The 17,637-nt window shown below is 62.5% G+C and carries 17 protein-coding genes; 4 read left to right on the top strand and 13 right to left on the bottom strand.

Features of this window, described 5'->3' with window-relative positions:
- Window positions 1-413: electron transfer flavoprotein subunit beta/FixA family protein (locus tag PCO31110_RS25085; protein WP_150691707.1), on the bottom strand; the 413-nt coding region annotated here is incomplete at its 3' end.
- 395 nt (window positions 414-808) lie between these two features.
- Between PCO31110_RS25085 and PCO31110_RS25080 the strand changes: the two genes are divergently transcribed.
- Together PCO31110_RS25080 and PCO31110_RS25075 are read left to right on the top strand one after the other, a co-directional pair.
- Window positions 809-1,699 carry an alpha/beta hydrolase gene (locus PCO31110_RS25080; RefSeq protein ID WP_081636150.1) on the top strand — a complete coding sequence of 297 codons (891 nt, stop codon included), beginning with the start codon at window positions 809-811 and terminating at the stop codon, window positions 1,697-1,699.
- Between the two features lie 126 nt (window positions 1,700-1,825).
- Window positions 1,826-2,599: a ferredoxin--NADP reductase gene (locus tag PCO31110_RS25075; protein WP_150691706.1), complete on the top strand. Its 774-nt coding sequence runs from the start codon at window positions 1,826-1,828 to the stop codon at window positions 2,597-2,599.
- Between the two features lie 42 nt (window positions 2,600-2,641).
- Here the strand turns inward: PCO31110_RS25075 and PCO31110_RS25070 are convergent, their stop codons facing one another.
- Window positions 2,642-3,466 carry an enoyl-CoA hydratase gene (locus tag PCO31110_RS25070; protein WP_150691705.1) on the bottom strand — a complete coding sequence of 275 codons (825 nt, stop codon included), beginning with the start codon at window positions 3,464-3,466 and terminating at the stop codon, window positions 2,642-2,644.
- A gap of 59 nt (window positions 3,467-3,525) precedes the next feature.
- On the bottom strand, window positions 3,526-4,449 hold the full coding sequence (locus tag PCO31110_RS25065) for a histone deacetylase family protein (RefSeq protein ID WP_010804332.1): 924 nt from the start codon (window positions 4,447-4,449) through the stop codon (window positions 3,526-3,528).
- 428 nt (window positions 4,450-4,877) lie between these two features.
- On the opposite strand from PCO31110_RS25065, the gene mltB reads away from it, so the two are divergent.
- Entirely contained in the window at window positions 4,878-6,116 is a 1,239-nt protein-coding gene (gene mltB, locus PCO31110_RS25060; protein ID WP_246189976.1) for a lytic murein transglycosylase B, read from the top strand.
- Between the two features lie 102 nt (window positions 6,117-6,218).
- On the opposite strand, the gene cysM is transcribed toward mltB, so the two are convergent.
- From cysM to cmk, 10 genes are all read right to left on the bottom strand, one after another.
- Window positions 6,219-7,121, bottom strand: coding sequence for a cysteine synthase CysM (cysM, locus tag PCO31110_RS25055; RefSeq protein ID WP_010804334.1), 903 nt, complete (start codon window positions 7,119-7,121; stop codon window positions 6,219-6,221).
- Between the two features lie 118 nt (window positions 7,122-7,239).
- Window positions 7,240-7,986, bottom strand: coding sequence for a ComEA family DNA-binding protein (locus PCO31110_RS25050; RefSeq protein ID WP_010804335.1), 747 nt, complete (start codon window positions 7,984-7,986; stop codon window positions 7,240-7,242).
- A gap of 155 nt (window positions 7,987-8,141) precedes the next feature.
- Complete coding sequence (rfaD, locus tag PCO31110_RS25045) at window positions 8,142-9,146, bottom strand: ADP-glyceromanno-heptose 6-epimerase (RefSeq protein ID WP_150586928.1); 1,005 nt, start codon at window positions 9,144-9,146, stop codon at window positions 8,142-8,144.
- A complete protein-coding gene (gene rfaE1, locus PCO31110_RS25040; protein ID WP_010804337.1) occupies window positions 9,143-10,132 on the bottom strand; it encodes a D-glycero-beta-D-manno-heptose-7-phosphate kinase in 990 nt (329 codons plus the stop codon). Before rfaE1 ends, rfaD begins: the two co-directional genes overlap by 4 nt.
- A 17-nt stretch (window positions 10,133-10,149) precedes the next feature.
- Window positions 10,150-11,523, bottom strand: a complete 1,374-nt coding sequence (locus tag PCO31110_RS25035) for a UDP-glucose dehydrogenase family protein (RefSeq protein WP_010804338.1) — start codon at window positions 11,521-11,523, stop codon at window positions 10,150-10,152.
- A gap of 21 nt (window positions 11,524-11,544) precedes the next feature.
- Window positions 11,545-12,720: a lipopolysaccharide assembly protein LapB gene (gene lapB / locus PCO31110_RS25030; RefSeq protein WP_150691704.1), complete on the bottom strand. Its 1,176-nt coding sequence runs from the start codon at window positions 12,718-12,720 to the stop codon at window positions 11,545-11,547.
- 66 nt (window positions 12,721-12,786) lie between these two features.
- Window positions 12,787-13,080 carry a LapA family protein gene (locus PCO31110_RS25025; RefSeq protein ID WP_010804340.1) on the bottom strand — a complete coding sequence of 98 codons (294 nt, stop codon included), beginning with the start codon at window positions 13,078-13,080 and terminating at the stop codon, window positions 12,787-12,789.
- Window positions 13,081-13,320: 240 nt separating this feature from the next.
- Complete coding sequence (locus PCO31110_RS25020) at window positions 13,321-13,614, bottom strand: integration host factor subunit beta (protein ID WP_010804341.1); 294 nt, start codon at window positions 13,612-13,614, stop codon at window positions 13,321-13,323.
- Window positions 13,615-13,626: 12 nt separating this feature from the next.
- Window positions 13,627-15,330, bottom strand: coding sequence for a 30S ribosomal protein S1 (rpsA, locus tag PCO31110_RS25015; protein WP_010804342.1), 1,704 nt, complete (start codon window positions 15,328-15,330; stop codon window positions 13,627-13,629).
- Between the two features lie 112 nt (window positions 15,331-15,442).
- Window positions 15,443-16,138 (bottom strand): (d)CMP kinase, encoded by a 696-nt coding sequence (gene cmk, locus PCO31110_RS25010; RefSeq protein WP_010804343.1) that lies wholly within the window; start codon window positions 16,136-16,138, stop codon window positions 15,443-15,445.
- Between the two features lie 111 nt (window positions 16,139-16,249).
- Here cmk and PCO31110_RS25005 point away from each other — a divergent pair, with 111 nt between their 5' ends.
- Window positions 16,250-17,569: an Nramp family divalent metal transporter gene (locus PCO31110_RS25005; RefSeq protein WP_150691719.1), complete on the top strand. Its 1,320-nt coding sequence runs from the start codon at window positions 16,250-16,252 to the stop codon at window positions 17,567-17,569.
- The last annotated feature ends 68 nt before the right edge of the window (window positions 17,570-17,637 follow it).

Here is a 17,637-nt window from a genome sequence, read left to right as displayed (position 1 = left end):
GGCAGCTTCGCCAGCGCCGCGAGCATCTGACCGGTTTGATTCGAGTCGTCGTCGATCGCCTGCTTGCCCAGGATCACCAGTTGCGGCTGCTCCTTGTCCACCACCGCCTTGAGCAACTTGGCCACAGCCAGCGGTTGCAGTTCTTCATCCGATTCGATCAGAATCGCGCGATCCGCGCCGATGGCCAGCGCCGTGCGCAGTGTCTCCTGCGCTTGCGCAACGCCCGCCGACACCGCGATCACCTCCGTCGCCACGCCCGCTTCCTTCAGACGCACCGCTTCTTCCACCGCGATTTCGTCGAACGGATTCATCGACATCTTCACGTTCGCGATGTCGACGCCACTGCCGTCGCTCTTCACGCGAACCTTTACGTTGTAATCCACTACCCGTTTGACCGGTACCAGGATCTTCATGAACTCGCTCCAAAGTTACGTTAACGTCAATCCGCTGACATTATAACCACACGGCAAATGACGCATTCGTTGCATATTTGCGGCATTTTGTGGCGAATCTTAAGGATGTCCTGTCGACTTGCCACGAATGCAGGATCCTCGCCGCGATAGCGGCGCCGGAACCCGGCAGATACATGCCTATGCATGTTTGCCCAGCCTCGAACGATCGTGCTATTTTTATGCAAATCATGACGCACAGCCAGTACCCTTGTGGTGCATTTCCTCTAGAGAAATCACCCCGTCGCACGGGCGACTATGATCGAATGGCGCACCCGATAATCGCAGTGCCGTTGCATGCATGACGGCCACCCGCCGGCGCGCCAGGAGGAGACATGATCACCTATTCGGAATCGCATCTGCAGGCCTGCGACGGCCTTTCCCTGCACGTGCATCGCTGGCAGCCGGACACCGGCGGCGAGCCGCTGCGAGCGGTCGTCGCCATCGTTCACGGGATGGGAGAACACGGCGGGCGTTACGCGCGGCTCGCCGAACACTTCGCCGCCTATGGCATCGCCACCGTCGCTTACGATCTGCGCGGGCACGGACGCTCCGGTGGCCCGCGGGTCTTCGTCAAACGTTTCGACGAGTACCTCGACGACACGGAGATCTTCCTCACGCACATACGCACCACATTCGGCCCAACACCGCTCTTCCTGCTCGGTCACAGCATGGGGGGCGCTATCGCGGCGTTGTTCGCCATCACGCGGGCGCCGGCAAATGTGCGCGCGCTGATACTGAGCAGCCCGGCGCTCGCGCCTGGAGAACCCGTTGCACCGTGGATGGCGACAGCCGGACGTTGGGTATCTCGCTGGCTGCCGAAGGTACCCGTCTTCAAGATCGATCCCGCGCTGATCGCGCGCGACGAAGCGGTCGTAGCGGCGGCGAAAAAGGATCCGCTCAACGCCTATCGCGGCACGCCGGCTCGCACCGCCGCAGAACTGCTCGACGCGATGGCACGGATTCACGCCAATGCCCATGCGTTGCACCTGCCGCTCTACATCTTTCATGGCACCGCCGACAGACTCACCGCGCCGTGGGCGAGCGAGCAATTCCATGGCAATGCCGGTTCGCAAGACAAGACGCTTCGCCTCTATCCCGGGCACTTTCATGAAACGCTCAATGACATCGGTCGCCAGAAGGTCATCGACGAACTGACACAGTGGCTGCTGCAACACCTGCCCGGCACGCCTGCGGCACCGTCGGCGCAATCGCCCCAACCTGCATTGGGCGCCCACGATAGCATCTGAACGGTAAGCGCCCCACGCCGTCGAGGAAACGAGCACGCAGGAACCCTGCATGCGAACAGGGTCTCATCACGCAATTCCCCGCTGCGCGTTACACTGAACTCGTGTGAATTGCGAGGAGCCTCCGGCATGCAAGCGCAGATGAAATACTCGCCGCAAACGGTCACCGGCATGCATTTCTGGACGCCGACGATCTTCAGCATCAAGACCACGCGCCCCGCCGGTCTGCAATTCACGGCAGGGCAGTTCGTGCGAGTGGGGCTTCCTGGCGACGACGGAGAACTCATCTGGCGGGCCTTTTCCCTAGTCAGCTCTCCCGCCGAAGATACATTGGAGTTCTACGCAATTACGATTCCCGAAGGGAAATTGACGCCACGCCTGTCGCAACTCAAAGTCGGCGACGAGTTGTTCGTGGATCACACCGCCTACGGTTTCCTGACGCTCGACCGATTCACGGGCGGCGAAGACCTCTGGCTGCTCGCCACGGGCACCGGCCTCGCACCGTTCGTGTCGATCCTGCGCGATCCGGCCGTCTGGAAGCGCTTCAAACGCATCTTCGTCGTGCACAGCGTGCGATGGGCACGCGACCTCGCTTACTACGAAGAATTACGGCATTTCTCGCATCCCGACATCGATCCCTCGCTTGTCGAAAAGCTTCACTTCGCAGTGAGCGTGACGCGGGAGCAAACGCTGGAAGCGCTTGACGGACGCATCACGTCGCTGCTCGCGTCGGGAGAACTGGAGAAAGCGATGGGCGCAACGCTCGACTCGGCCACATCGCGCATCATGGTGTGCGGCAACCCGGATATGGTCAAGGAGTTGCGCGCCTGGTTTACCGACAAAGGCTATGCGGTGAGCCGTACCGCCACACCAGGGCCGCTCGTGCTTGAAAAGCAGTGGTAGCGCGGGGAAAGCCCGCCATCAGCGCGCGAACGTTACCCGTCTTCAGACGGACGGCTTCGCCCAGTCGGGCGCGCGCTTCTCGATGAACGCCTGCACGCCTTCGAGCGCACACGCGTCCATCATGTTGCAGGCCATCGTCTGCCCGGCCATCTGATAGGCCGCTTCGATGCCCGTCTCGGCCTGCCGGTAGAACAACCCCTTGCCAGCGGCCACCGCTGCCGCGGGCTTGGCCAGAATCGAACGGCACAGCGCCGCCACTTCCGCGTCCAATTGCGCCATCGCGACCACACGGTTGACGAGACCACGCTCGCGAGCCGTCTGCGCGTCGATGAATTCGCCCGTGAGCAACATCTCCATCGCCTGCTTGCGTGTGAGATTGCGCGAGAGCGCGACACCCGGCGTCGCGCAGAACAGGCCGACGTTGATGCCGGAGACAGCGAAGCGCGCCGTCGACGCAGCGACGGCCAGATCGCACATGGCAACCAGTTGACACCCTGCGGCCGTTGCGATGCCGTGCACCCGCGCAATCACCGGTTGCGGCATGCGCTGCATCGTCAGCATCACGCGCGTGCATTGATTGAACAACGTGCGGTAGTAGTCGAGCGACGGCTCGGCGCGCATCTCCTTGAGGTCGTGCCCCGCACAAAACGCCGGGCCGGCAGCCGCGAGCACCACCACACGCGCGGTAGCGTCGCGAGCCGTGTCGTCGAGCGCGCGTTGCAGCGTGTCGAGCACCGCTTCGCTGAGCGCATTGAAATGACGTGGACGATTCAGCGTGAGTGTGACCACACCGGCAAGTTCGCCCTCGCCGCGCGTGACCAGGACACAGGGTTCAGCCGTTGCGGCCGCGGATTCGGATGCCGTCATCTTCGCCTCCTGCGCCGCGTCTGAACGCGCGGCATCGCATATGGGTCAAGCGCGCAACGTCAAACGTCGGCGAGCACCCTCAGGTGCGCCACGACACTGCGGCCAAGCGCTGAGAGGTTGTAGCCGCCTTCGAGGCAGCTCACGATACGCCCCTTCGAATGACGATCCGCCACCGCTTTGACGCGCTCGGTGATCCACATGAAGTCCGCTTCGGTCAGTCCGAGATTGCCGAGATCGTCTTCGCGGTGCGCATCGAAGCCTGCCGAGAAGAAGATCATTTCCGGACGGAACGCTTCGAGCTGGCCCAGCCATCCGTAGTCGATGGCCTCGCGCGCCTGCATACCGGACGTACGGGCGGAGAGCGGGATGTTGAGCATGTTCGGGGCCGGATCGACCGCCCCGGAAAACGGATAGAACGGGTGCTGGAAAATGCCGCACATCAGCACGCGGTCGTCGTTGGCGAATGCGGCTTCGGTGCCGTTGCCGTGGTGCACGTCGAAGTCGACGATTGCCACGCGCGAGAGCCCGTGCACTTCCAGCGCATGGGCGGCGGCAATCGCAACGTTGTTGAACAGACAGAAGCCCATCGCACGCGTGGGTGTCGCGTGGTGGCCCGGCGGACGCACGCTGCAAAAGGCATTCTCGAGTTCGCCACGAATGACGGCATCGGTCGCAGCAATCGCCGCCCCCGCCGCGCGGGTGGCCGCACGCCACGAATACGGATTGAGCAACGTGTCGGGGTCGATCGGGAAATAGCCCGATTCGGGAATGTTGTCTCGAATGAAGTCGATGTGAGCCTGCGTGTGCACGAGCCGCAGACTCGCCTCGTCAGCGGCAGGCGCTTCGCGGCGCTCCAGCAAACCGTCGATACGTCCGGCGATCAGTTGGTCCTCGATGGCGCGCAGCCGCTCGGGACATTCCGGATGCCACTCTCCCATCTCGTGACGGATGCAATCGGGGTGCGTATAAAACCCGGTAGCCATTCGTGTGTCGCCTATCGCTTCGAATCGTTATATTGGGACGGGCGGAGAATGCCCGCCGCGCCGTGGTCTCCACGTCCGGTAGCGGCCGGGCGTGGCGCCTGGCTCACGGTGCCGCACTGCACTGGCACACACGTGCCGATGGCCGGCATCCCCCTGAACACTGTCACGGACAGTGCACAGGCCTTAAGGTATCACAGGTGCACTCGGTTATACTGCCGAGCAGTCTCCCAGCAGACCCGTGTCAGCCGGTAAGCGCCGTTCTCCTGAAATTCGGGACGGCAGGAACTGGCATGAATGGTTGACGCTCTAGTCTGAACCGCGTGTCGAATCGCTTCGATACTCGCCGACAAGCGCATCAACGCGACTAACGCGACGACGGCCCCTACGGCCGCCTCGCATTCGGACTTCATACAGGCCTGACAGACAGCATGACATCACCGGTACGGATGTACGACTTGCTCCCGCTGGCGCTCTCGCGCCTCACTCATCGACCGGACACTGGCCGCACTAGCCGTTATCTCCCGGCCACCCTCCGCAAGCCCTCCGACACGACGCGCCTTTGGCGCCTGTCTCGCCCGGTTCGCGCGCTCGGCGTTGCGCTATGCGTCGGTGCCTTCGCGCTGACGGCGACCGGCACGCACGCGCAAACGCGAGCGAAGCAAGTCGCGCAAGCGGAGTTCGAAGAAGAGGTCGTGCCGCAACGCTATGCGGCAAACCCCGAGGTCGATGCGTTCATCAACGACATCGTGGCACGCGACGGTTTCGATCGCGCCGAGTTGCAGCGAGTCTTCTCGCGCGTAGTGTTCTCGCAGACGGCCGCACGTCTGGCCGCACCGCCCGCCACCCCCGGCCAGAAGAACTGGATCAAGTACGAGAGGAATTTTCTCGACAACACGCGCATCAATGGCGGTGTGCGCTTCTGGAACCAGAACGCCGCTACGCTCGCGCGCGCGGCGAAGCAGTACGGTGTGCCCGAGGAGATCATCGTCGCCATCATCGGCGTAGAGACGATCTACGGGCGCAACATGGGCAACTTCCGCACCATCGACGCGCTCACCACGCTCGCGTTCGACTATCCGCCCGCACGCAACCGTTCGGAGCGCATGGCGCTGTTTCGCAATGAGCTGGAAAACCTGCTGCTCTATGCACGCGAGCGCGGCGTCGATCCGTTCAGCGTCTACGGGTCGTACGCGGGTGCCATCGGCATTCCGCAGTTCATGCCGTCCTCGATCCGCAACTACGCCGTCGATTACACCGGCGACGGCAAGATCAATCTGACGACGGATGTGGCGGATGCCATCGGCAGCGTCGCCAATTTCCTCAAACAGCACGGTTGGCAGCCAGGACAGCCGGTCGTCTGGAACATCGCCGCCGATCGCGGCAGTCAGGGGCTGGCGGAAGCCGGCGCCGACGGGCAGCCCGAGCCGCACTGGAAGCTCGGCGACTTCATCAAGGCCGGCATGCTGATGAACGAGCCACGGCTCGACGTAGGGGCCTCGCGCGACACGCCGGTGCTTATCGTCGATCTGCCCACGCCGGGACAGGCCACGCAGTACCGTATGGGACTGAACAACTTCTACGTGCTCACGCGCTACAACCGCAGCTTCTTCTACGCGATGTCGGTGTACGACCTGGCCGACGCAATCAAGGCGGCGCGCGCCCCGTAATACCGGGGCTGCGTGGTCGTTCACCATGAAAAACGGGACCCTTGGGTCCCGTTTTCGTTGTGTCTCCCGCGCTGGGGAGGCGGTGCAGGGCACCGCCGCACATCACGCCGGGAACACGCCCGTCGACAGATAGCGATCGCCGCGATCGCACACGACGAACACGATGGTCGCGTTCTCGACTTCGCGCGCCAGATTCAGCGCGATGTGGCATGCGCCGGCTGCCGAAATACCGCAGAAAATGCCCTCTTCCGCAGCCATCCGGCGCGCCATGATTTCGGAATCCGCCTGCGTCACCGAGATCGTGCGGTCCACACGTGAGCGGTCGAAAATCTTGGGAAGATACGCTTCCGGCCATTTGCGAATTCCGGGAATGCGCGAGCCTTCTGCCGGCTCGGCACCGATGATCTGCACGGCGTCGTTCTGCTCTTTCAGATACTGCGATACCCCCATGATCGTGCCTGTCGTCCCCATCGCGGAGACAAAGTGCGTGATGCGCCCTTCGGTATCGCGCCAGATTTCCGGGCCGGTCGTCTCGTAGTGCGCGCGCGGGTTGTCCGGGTTGGCGAACTGGTCCAGGATGGTGCCGCGGCCGTCTCGCTGCATCTGTTCGGCGAGATCGCGCGCGTACTCCATGCCGCCCTTGACCGGCGTCAGGATGATTTCGGCGCCATACGCGCCCATGCTCTGACGACGCTCGACAGAAAGGTCTTCCGGCATGATGAGGACCATCTTGTAGCCGCGAATCGCCGCCGCCATCGCCAGCGCGATGCCGGTATTGCCGGAGGTCGCTTCGATGAGTGTGTCGCCCGGTTTGATGCGGCCACGCAATTCCGCGTGCTTGATCATCGACAGCGCCGGACGGTCTTTCACCGACCCCGCCGGGTTGTTGCCCTCGAGCTTGCCGAGAATCACGTTGTTTCGGCGGCGGATGTCGTCGTCGGGCAAACGCACCAATTGCACCAGCGGCGTATTGCCGATGGTGTCTTCGATAGTCTTGTAGGCCATTACACTGAGCTTTTTTCGATCGGGAATCGGATCATTCTAATCCACCCGCCCTGCTCACGCTCATGGTAAGGCTTCGGCCGGACATCGCATTGCGCGACATCCGGCCGCCCGGAGCGCCTCAGAGCTTCGGTGCACTGGCCGGCGACGGGGCCTTGGCCTTCTTCGATTTGGACGATTTGGCAGGAGCCGAGCCGGCACCCGCTGCTGCCGGGGCCGACGCGGCCGACGGTGCCGTATCCGCCTTGGCAGCCTTAGCCTCCTTAGCCTCCTTGGACTTCTTCGACTTCGCGGCCTTCGTGTCGGGTGCACCCGCAGCCGATGCCGCCGCCGGAACCGTCGTGCCCGGCTTGGCCTGCGTCGCCGTCGCACCGGTCGAGGCCGGCTTCATGGCCGGGCCTGCGGCCGGCGTAGGCACCGGGGCCTTTTGCGTGGCAGTGGGCGGCACAGGCGCCGTCGGCGCTGCCGTAGCGGGCTTGGCAGGGGCCGCAGGGGCTGCCGGCGTCTGCGTGGCTTGTGGCACCGGCTTGGCCGGGGCCGCCGGAGCGGTGGCGGGTGCAGATTTTGCCGACGCCGCAGGTGCCGCCGGGGCTGCAGCACCGCCCTGCCCGTTGATCGTCAAGCCTTCGGATTGGAGCGTGGAGACGGACTTGGCGCCCAACCCCTTGACGCGCTTGGCGACGTCAGCCGCGTCCTTGTAAGGACCGTGGGCGTTGCGTTCTTCGATGATGGCCTTGGATTTGACCGGTCCGATGCCCTTGAGCGCTTCAAGCTGCGTCTGGTCAGCGGTATTGATGTCGACAGCGGCCATCGCCAGGCCGCACAGGGTGAAAAAGGCAACAACCGCCAGCAAGAGTTTGCGAAGCATGGTGCGTTCCTTATGAGGTGTCTCGGGCCGATATTGTGGATACCCCCGATACCTCATTAACGCCCAAGCGCGTCTGCGGATGACATCGGCAGCAATATAAAACGAAACGGGGAGCCATCTGGCTCCCCATTCTGTCCGGCAAAGCGTCTCTGCGCTTACTGCGCGAGCAGCCAGCGCACGTAGCGCGACACCCCTTCGCCCACTGTGTAGAACGGCTGCTGATAGCCGCCCGCCTGACGCAGATGGTCGATATTCGCCTGCGTGAAGCACTGGTACTTACCGCGCAGGGCGTCCGGGAACGGGATGTACTCGACCAGCCCCTGCCTGACCAGTTCGTCGAGCGTCAGCGGCGCCTCGCCCGCTTCCTGGCGAAGCGTATTGATCACCGCAACGGCAATGTCGTTGAACGGTTGCGCACGGCCCGTACCAAGGTTGAAGATACCGCTGCGCTCCGGGTGATCGAAGAAGTGCAGATTCACCTTGACCACATCTTCGACCGACACGAAGTCGCGGCTTTGCGTACCGGCTGCGTAACCGTTGTATTCGCCAAAGAGCTTCACACGGCCGTTGGCGCGGAATTCATTGAAGTTGTGGAACGCGACCGACGCCATGCGTCCCTTGTGCGCCTCACGCGCGCCATACACGTTGAAGTAACGGAAACCGGCCACCTGACTCGGCAACTTGCCGCCCGCGTCGCGCATGGCACGACGCACGATCTGGTCGAACAGGAACTTCGAGTAGCCGTAGACGTTCAGCGGCTTCTCATACTCACGCGACTCCACGAACGTTTCCGACGCGCCGTATGTTGCCGCCGACGACGCATAGAGGAACGGCACCGTCTGCGCCTGACAGGCGTCGAACAGCGCACGCGTGTAGCGGAAGTTGTTCTCCATCATGTAGCGGCCATCCGTCTCCATCGTGTCGGAGCAGGCGCCTTCGTGGAAAATCGCACGAACCCGGCCGAACTCCCGGCGCTGGAAGCGCGCAACGAAATCGGTCTTATCGAGGTAATCGCTGATCTCGCAATCGACCAGATTGCGGAATTTGTCGGCGCGCGTGAGATTGTCGACCGCCACGATGTCGGTCTCGCCGCGTTCGTTGAGGGCCTTGACGATGTTCGCGCCGATGAAGCCGGCAGCGCCGGTCACGATGATGGTCATGTCAGTTCGGAAAAGAGTTCGTTGTAGTCCACCGTCGCCGTGCCCAGCTTGCCCACGACGATACTGCCCGCGCGGTTGGCGAGCACCACGGCCTGCGGCAGTGACACGCCGGCGGCGAGCGATGCCGCGAGCGTTGCGATCACGGTGTCGCCCGCGCCCGAAACGTCGTACACCTCACGCGCTTGCGCCGGTACGTGCAGCGCACCGCCTTCGGTGAAGAGTGTCATGCCTTCTTCCGAGCGCGTGAGCAGCAGCGCCTCGAGGTTCAGCGACTCGCGCAGGTTCTGCGCACGCGCCGTGAGATCGTCTTCCGAACGCCACTCGCCCACGACCTGCTGCAATTCCGACCGGTTCGGGGTCAGGATCGTGGCACCGCGATAGCGCTCGTAGTCACTGCCCTTCGGGTCGACAAGTACCGCTTTGCCGGCCGCCCGCGCGGCTTCGATCATCGGTTGCACGTGCGTCAGACCGCCCTTCGCGTAATCCGAGAGCAGCACGACGTCATAGTTGGCGAGCAGGTGACGATACTGGTCGAGCACCGCCAGCAACACTTCACGCGCCGGCTGGTTTTCGAAGTCGATGCGCAGCAGTTGCTGCTGACGCGACACGATGCGCAACTTGATCGTCGTCGCCAGATCCGCATCGCGTGTCACGAAGGCGGTCACACCGCTCGCGTCGAGCATCTCGACCACGCGCTCCGCCGGCTCATCTTCCCCAAGCACGCACAACAGCCCTGCCTGCGCGCCCAGCGACGCGGCATTGAGCGCCACGTTCGCCGCCCCCCCCAAGCGCTCTTCGTTGCGCTTGACATGCACGACCGGCACCGGTGCTTCCGGAGAAATGCGATTGACGTCGCCAAACCAGTAGCGATCGAGCATCACGTCGCCAACGATGAGCACGCGCGCGCGGCTGAAGGCCTCGCGAGGCACGGTGGGCATGCCAGGCGCTTGTACGGTGCGCGTGAGCGAAGTTGCCGTCGAAGTCATTCGTCGCTCCTGGATGCTCAGACCGGCTTACGCAGATCGCGGCCAATAGCGTGGTACTCGATGCCGAGTTCCTGCATGGCTTCCGGATCGTACAAGTTACGGCCGTCGAAAATCAGCGGCAACGACAACGCCGTTTTCACCTTCGCGAAATCGGGGCTACGGAAGGCCTTCCATTCGGTGACGATGACGAGCGCATCGGCACCCGTCAACGTGTCGTTCTGCGTCGCACAGAATTCGATTCGGGCATGCGCCGCGAGGTCGTCGGCGAAGTCCAGCGCAATCACGCGACGCGCTTCTTCGAGTGCCACCGGATCGTAGGCGCGCACACGCGCGCCACGGCGCACCAGCTCCTCGATGACACGACGGCTGGGCGCCTCGCGCATGTCGTCGGTGTTCGGCTTGAACGCCAGCCCCCACAGCGCGAATGTCTTGTCCGAGAGATCGTCGCCAAGGCGATTGATGATCTTCTCGATCAGCACAGCCTTCTGCGTTTCATTGACGGCTTCCACCGCGTTCAGAATCCGCAGCGGCACACCGTAGTCTTCAGCAGTGCGCACGAGCGCCTGCACGTCCTTCGGGAAGCACGAGCCGCCGTAGCCACAACCGGCATAGAGGAAGTGATAGCCGATACGCGGGTCCGAACCGATGCCCTGACGCACGTCTTCAATATCCACGCCGACGCGATCGGCCAGATTCGCCAACTCGTTCATGAACGAGATACGGGTGGCCAGCATGGCGTTCGCCGCGTACTTGGTGAACTCCGCCGAGCGCACGTCCATATACAGCGTACGTTCGTGATTGCGGTTGAACGGCGAGTACAGGCGCTTCATCATCGCGCGCGCCTGTTGGCCGTCGGCGTCGTCGTCCACCCCGATCACGATACGGTCCGGACGCATGAAATCGTCCACGGCCGCGCCTTCCTTCAGGAATTCGGGATTCGAGACGACGGAGAACGACACATCCTCACCGCGTTTGGCAAGTTCTTCGGCCACGGCAGCGCGCACCTTGTCGGCCGTGCCCACCGGCACCGTCGATTTGTCGACGATCACCTTGAAGCTCTTGGCGTACCGGCCAATATTGCGCGCAGCGGCCACAACGTATTGCAAGTCGGCGGAGCCGTCTTCATCCGGGGGAGTGCCCACGGCGATGAACTGCACGTCGCCATGCGCGACCGAGGCTTCGACATCCGTCGAGAAGTGCAGCCGGCCGGCTTCGCGGTTTCGCGCGATGATTTCCTTCAGGCCGGGTTCGTGGATCGGCACACCGCCGTTGTTCAGAATGTCGATCTTGCGCGGATCGACATCGAGACAGAACACGTCGTTGCCGACGTCCGCCAGACAAGCGCCCGTAACGAGGCCGACGTATCCGGAGCCGATGATGGTGACTTTCATGTTTGCGCGAACTTAAAGAAATTAGGAGGCCGCGGGCACGTCGGCACGACGCGGCGTATAGGTCTCCCAGCCATTACAGCCGGGGCATTGCCAATAGAACAGCCGCGCGCGGAAGCCGCACTGATCGCAGACGTAGCGCGGCAACGACTTGGTGCGTTGCGTGACGAGCTTGCCCATGAGTTGCAGATCGGACTGCGTATCCGGGGGCGCCGTCGCGGCGTGCGCTTCGAGCAGACGCGTCATGCCGAGTGCGCTCGGTGCGCGACGCATCTGCTCTCGCATGAGCTTGAGCGCCGCGTCCGGTCCCTCGAGGGCCACTGTCTTCTCGTAGACGATCTCGAGCAGATCGTCCGACGGATTCTTGTCCAAGGCATCGCGCAGCACCACGAGTCCTTCCGGCGCACGGCCCAAGGCGTCATACGCGCGCATCAAGCGCTTGGCCGCCAGGCCGAGATACACCGGATTCTGTTGCTCGATCGTGCTGAGCACGGTCAATGCTCCCTGCGCATCGCCGGCGGCAAGCAGCATATCACCGCGCAGCAAAGGCGCGCGCACGTTCGCGGGATTGACGTCGAGCGCGGCATCCAGCTCTTGCGTCACCGAAGCGATGTCCTTGCGTTGCAGCGCTTCCTGCGCCAGTTCGCAGTGGAACTGAGCAATCTCCTTGCGGTACGACACGGCGGGATCGAGATCACCGAGCATCTCGGCCTCGGTCAGCGCCTTACGCCACTCTTTCTCGATCTGATAAATCGTGAGCTTCGCATGTTGCGCGGCTTTGGCGTACGCGCCCGTATGCAAACGGCCGAACGCCTCTTCGGCACGGTCAAGCAGACCCGCCTTGAGAAAGTCGTGGCCCAACTCGTAGAGCGCATGCTCCTGATCGGCTTGCGGCAAATCGTCACGAGAAAGCAGGTTCTGATGCACGCGAATAGCGCGCTCCGTCTCGCCGCGACGGCGGAACAGGCTGCCAAGCGCAAAGTGCAGTTCGGTGGTTTCGGGGTCGAGCTTCGCGACTTCAATGAAGGCGTCGATCGCCTTGTCGGGCTGCTCGTTGAGCAGGAAGTTCAGACCGCGAAAATAGGATGCCGGCAGATTGCGGCTCTCAGAGAGCAGGCTGCGCAAATCCAGGCGTGCGGCCACCCAGCCGCAGCCGAAAATCACGGGGATGGCTAATAGCCACCAGACCTCGAATTCCATGAATGCGTGTTGTCGTTGAAACAGTCGATGAGGATGGCGAGAATCGTACGCCGCGCCGCCGTCGCCTTAGACCGGCGGCAGCATCGGTGGTTGATCGCTTGCTTCGGTATCACGTTGCGCACGCGCAAGATCGCGGCGCGTGCGGCGCAGTTCAAGGCGTTGGCGCATCAGGCTCGGTAACGTGGCGAGTACACCGATCACGCCACCGACCACGAAAAACGCCAGACCGATCATGATGAGCGGTGCTGTCCACGTATGGCCCAGGAACAGGTTCAACGTGACCGCGCCCGTGTTGGCGAGCGCGAGACACAACAACACCACGAACACGATAAGACGAACGATCCAAACAATCAGCTTCATGCCGAAAGGCTCCTGCGGCAGGCTTGCCGTATGTTTTGCGACTTGAGCGGCCTCGCGCGCACGGTATTGACACCGTCCATGCACCGGGCCGTCACGTGGGCGTATTGTACCGGATGTGCTCCATGAGGCGTCGGTACTGCCGCGCGCTTCACATTTGCGTCACTTGTGCGCACTCGCGTCCGCCAGACGCAAAAAAAGCGCCCGAAGGCGCTTTTTTTGCGTAGTAGATCCCAAAGGGCCTTATTGGTCCGACGCCTTGTGATCAACCCGCTCTCGCAATTCCTTGCCCGGCTTGAAGTGCGGCACGAATTTCTCCGGCACCAACACTTTCTCGCCCGACTTCGGGTTGCGGCCGACGCGCGGTGGCCGACGGTTGAGCCCAAAACTACCGAAACCGCGGATCTCGATTCGATGACCGCGCGCAAGCGCATCAGCCATCGCGTCGAGAATCGTCTTCACCGCGAAATCGGCATCCTTGAGCACCAACTGGGGAAACCGCGCCGCCAACTGGTTGACCAATTCAGACTTGGTCATAGGCCTTGGACCTTACTGATTCTGGCTGTCCAGCTTGGCTTTGAGCAGGGCACCCAGGTTCGTGGTGCCGCTCGCTGCCGAGCTATCCGACGACAGCTTGCTCATCGCTTCTTGCTGTTCAGCCGAATCCTTGGCCTTGATCGACAGGTTGATGTTGCGCGACTTGCGATCGATGTTGACGATCATTGCATTGACGGCTTCACCTTCCTTGAGCACATTGCGGGCATCTTCCACACGGTCGTGTGAGATTTCCGATGCGCGCAGGTAGCCTTCGACGTCATCACCCAGCGACACGACAGCACCCTTCGGATCGACAGCCTTGATGGTGCCGTCAACGATCGAGCCCTTGTCGTGGATTGCCACGAAGGTGTTGAACGGATCGCCTTCGAGCTGCTTGATACCCAGCGAGATGCGTTCCTTCTCGACATCGATGCCCAGAACCACGGCTTCGACTTCGTCGCCCTTCTTGTACTTGCGCACGGCTTCTTCGCCAGCTTCGCTCCACGACAGGTCCGACAGGTGGACCAAGCCGTCGATGCCGCCCGGCAGACCAATGAACACGCCGAAGTCGGTGATCGACTTGATTGCGCCCTTGATCTTGTCGCCCTTCTTGAAGTTGCGCGAGAAATCATCCCACGGGTTCGGCTTGCACTGCTTCATGCCGAGGCTGATACGACGACGGTCTTCGTCGATCTCGAGCACCATGACTTCGACTTCGTCGCCCAGTTGGACAACCTTGGTCGGGGCCACGTTCTTGTTGGTCCAGTCCATTTCCGACACGTGAACCAGGCCTTCGATGCCCGATTCCACTTCGACGAATGCGCCGTAGTCGGTGATGTTGGTGACCTTGCCGAACAGGCGGGTGCCTTGCGGGTAACGGCGAGCGATGCCTTCCCACGGATCTTCGCCGAGTTGCTTGACGCCCAGCGAGACACGGCCCTTCTCTTGATCGAACTTGAGGATCTTGGCGGTGACTTCCTGGCCAACCGACAGAACTTCGCTCGGGTGACGCACACGACGCCATGCGATGTCGGTGATGTGCAGCAGGCCGTCGATACCGCCCAGGTCGACGAACGCACCGTAATCGGTGATGTTCTTGACCACGCCCTTGACGATCGCGCCTTCCTTGAGCGTCTCGAGCAGCTTGGCGCGCTCTTCACCCTGGGTGGCTTCGATCACGGCACGGCGCGACAGCACAACGTTGTTGCGCTTGCGGTCGAGCTTGATAACCTTGAATTCGAGGGTCTTGCCTTCGTACGGGGTCGTGTCCTTGACCGGACGCGTATCAACCAGCGAACCCGGCAGGAATGCACGGATGCCGTTGACCATCACGGTCAGGCCGCCCTTGACCTTGCCGGTGATCGTACCGGTCACGAGGTCGCCCGACTCGAGGGCCTTCTCCAGTTGCAGCCACGAGGCCAGACGCTTGGCCTTGTCGCGCGACAGCACGGTGTCGCCGTAGCCGTTTTCCAGGGCGTCGATCGCCACGGAAACAAAGTCGCCGGCCTGAACTTCGACCTCGCCCTGATCATTCAGGAATTCTTCGATGGGGATGTACGCTTCGGACTTGAGCCCGGCGTTGACGACCACGAAGTTGTGGTCAACCCGCACGACTTCAGCGCTGATGACTTCACCAGCACGCATGTCTTGGCGGGAGAGCGACTCTTCGAAAAGCGCCGCGAAAGATTCGTTGGTCGAGGTTTGCAGGTCGGACATAAATGTGGATTACGCCGCTGACGTCCGTCTCCCGAGGGGGCTGACGATGACGAACAACGGTTGGGTTAAAGGTTAGACAAAACCATGCCGGATGACTGCATGAAACATCCGGTCAGGCGCCTTGCGGGTACTGCACCTGCGCGAACCATTCGAGCACCTGAGCCACCGCCTGATCGACGTTGAGCCCCGACGTGTCGAGCACCCGCGCACCCTCTGCCGGCCTAAGCGGCGCCTCTGCACGGGTACGATCCCGCGCATCACGCGCCTCAAGATCCAGCATGAGACTGTCTATATTAGCAGAAAAACCTTTTTCTATCAATTGCTTATACCGTCTCTCGGCACGAGCCTGTGGCGAAGCTGTCAAAAAGACCTTCAATTCGGCTTCCGGGAAGATCACGGTCCCCATATCACGGCCGTCCGCGACGAGGCCTGGCGGGGTCTTGAACCCACGCTGGAGCGCCATCAACGCCTGCCGCACCGCCTTGTGCACGGCGATACTCGATGCCCGGTTACCGATGGCTTCGGCACGGATCGCGTCGGTAACATCTTCGCCGGCCAGCCAGATGCGCTGCTCCTTGAACCGCACGTCGAGTGTTTCGGCGAGCACCGACAGCGCCCCGGCGTCGTCAGGATCGATCCCGTGACGGGCGCTCGCCAGCGCCGTAAGTCGATAGAGCGCCCCACTGTCTAGATAGTGAAAGCCCAGTGCATCGGCAACACGGTGCGCCACCGTGCCTTTGCCGGATGCCGTCGGTCCATCTACCGTAATGACCGGAATCGAGTCGTCTACTACCGTCAAATCAGGCATCCCTTCGTCTCTGTCTATCCAACACATTAGAAAATAAAATCCCCCGTCCAAATAATAATGATTATCATTTAGATTAAAGCGCTACCGGCGCTACCGAAAGATATGACTGCCATGCAAAGCCGCGATTATCCCTTAGCCGGTCCCGAATGGGTGCCGCCACCCGCCCCGCAAGCTAATGCGCCGCGCCGTGCGCAGCGTTGGATGGGGTTCGCCGGCGCGGGCACCCTCATCGCCGTCGGGTATATGGATCCGGGCAACTGGGCCACGGCAATCGCCGGGGGCGCCCGTTACGGATACACGCTGCTGAGCGTTGTGCTGCTCTCGAGCGTGATGGCGTTGTTGTTGCAATGGTTGGCGGCACGCGTCGGTCTGGTAACCGGGCGCGATCTCGCGCAACTCTCACGTAGCCAGTATAGCCGCCGCACTTCGCTGGCGTTATGGGGGCTTTGCGAGATTGCCATCATCGCCTGCGATCTTGCCGAGATCATCGGCAGCGCGGTGGCGCTGCAATTGCTGTTCGGCCTCTCTCTGCCGGTGGGTGTGGTGCTCGCGGGCGCGCTCGCTTTCGCCATGCTCGGATTGCAAGGTTTCGGACAACGCCGGCTTGAAGGCGCCGTAGCCGCGCTGATTCTGCTCACGGCGGGTTGCTTTGCAGCCCAACTGGCGCTGGCCAACCCAGACTGGAGCGCCGCCGCCGCAGGCCTTCGCCCACGCAGCGAGATCGTCGCTCAGGCGGGCATGCTCTGGCTGGCGACCGGCATTCTCGGCGCGACGGTCATGCCCCACAACCTGTATCTGCACTCGGCGCTGCTACGTGTGCGCGGCGAGGCGATGCCCGAGCGCACCCCAGCGACACTGCGACGCGCACTGCGCGCCACGCACTGGGACACCACACTGTCGCTCGGCTTTGCCTTCCTGATCAACGCGGCGCTCCTGATTCTGGCGGCCTGCGTGTTCCATGCGAGCGGAAACACGTCGGTTGAATCGCTTGGCGACGCGCACAAGTTGCTCGCACCGCTGCTCGGTAACCAATGGGCAGGAGTGATGTTTGCCGCCGCGCTCCTCGCCTGCGGCCTGAATTCGACAGTGACCGCCACGCTCGCGGGACAAGTCACGATGGAAGGCTTCCTCGATTTGCGGATGAAGTCGTGGCAACGTGCGCTGATCACGCGCGCGCTGGCGCTCCTTCCCGCGCTGCTGATCGTCGGACACAACGGCGAAGCCCAGACAACGAACCTTCTGGTCTTCAGTCAGGTTGTGCTGAGCCTGCAACTGCCGTTTGCGGTCGTTCCGCTGGTCCGATTCGCTGGCGACGGAAAGCTGATGGGCGAATGGCGCGTGCGCGGCGCACTGCTGGCCGTCGCCTGGCTCATGGCAAGCGCCATCGTCGCGCTGAACGGCATTTTGCTTTGGCAAACACTGACCGGCTGACGGCACGCGTCCAGCGCTCACCATGCCGCACAGCCTCAATTCACACGATGAGACGATGGCGAATCGAC

Source organism: Pandoraea communis, from assembly GCF_902459745.1.
Lineage (GTDB): Bacteria > Pseudomonadota > Gammaproteobacteria > Burkholderiales > Burkholderiaceae > Pandoraea > Pandoraea communis.
The sequence above is the reverse complement of the archived record's forward strand: the minus strand, read 5'-3'. Positions and strand labels throughout refer to the sequence as shown.

Bases quoted from the DNA above. Each gene is read 5' to 3' on its own strand.
- PCO31110_RS25050 (WP_010804335.1), bottom strand. From the start codon at position 7,986: ATGCTTCGCAAACTCTTGCTGGCGGTTGTTGCCTTTTTCACCCTGTGC.
- PCO31110_RS25070 (WP_150691705.1), bottom strand. From the start codon at position 3,466: ATGACGGCATCCGAATCCGCGGCCGCAACGGCTGAACCCTGTGTCCTG.
- PCO31110_RS25065 (WP_010804332.1), bottom strand. From the start codon at position 4,449: ATGGCTACCGGGTTTTATACGCACCCCGATTGCATCCGTCACGAGATG.
- rfaD (WP_150586928.1), bottom strand. From the start codon at position 9,146: ATGACCATCATCGTGACCGGCGCTGCCGGCTTCATCGGCGCGAACATC.
- PCO31110_RS25075 (WP_150691706.1), top strand. From the start codon at position 1,826: ATGCAAGCGCAGATGAAATACTCGCCGCAAACGGTCACCGGCATGCAT.
- cysM (WP_010804334.1), bottom strand. From the start codon at position 7,121: ATGGCCTACAAGACTATCGAAGACACCATCGGCAATACGCCGCTGGTG.
- PCO31110_RS25005 (WP_150691719.1), top strand. From the start codon at position 16,250: ATGCAAAGCCGCGATTATCCCTTAGCCGGTCCCGAATGGGTGCCGCCA.
- rfaE1 (WP_010804337.1), bottom strand. From the start codon at position 10,132: ATGACTTCGACGGCAACTTCGCTCACGCGCACCGTACAAGCGCCTGGC.
- lapB (WP_150691704.1), bottom strand. From the start codon at position 12,720: ATGGAATTCGAGGTCTGGTGGCTATTAGCCATCCCCGTGATTTTCGGC.
- PCO31110_RS25020 (WP_010804341.1), bottom strand. From the start codon at position 13,614: ATGACCAAGTCTGAATTGGTCAACCAGTTGGCGGCGCGGTTTCCCCAG.
- PCO31110_RS25035 (WP_010804338.1), bottom strand. From the start codon at position 11,523: ATGAAAGTCACCATCATCGGCTCCGGATACGTCGGCCTCGTTACGGGC.
- mltB (WP_246189976.1), top strand. From the start codon at position 4,878: ATGACATCACCGGTACGGATGTACGACTTGCTCCCGCTGGCGCTCTCG.
- cmk (WP_010804343.1), bottom strand. From the start codon at position 16,138: ATGCCTGATTTGACGGTAGTAGACGACTCGATTCCGGTCATTACGGTA.
- PCO31110_RS25025 (WP_010804340.1), bottom strand. From the start codon at position 13,080: ATGAAGCTGATTGTTTGGATCGTTCGTCTTATCGTGTTCGTGGTGTTG.
- rpsA (WP_010804342.1), bottom strand. From the start codon at position 15,330: ATGTCCGACCTGCAAACCTCGACCAACGAATCTTTCGCGGCGCTTTTC.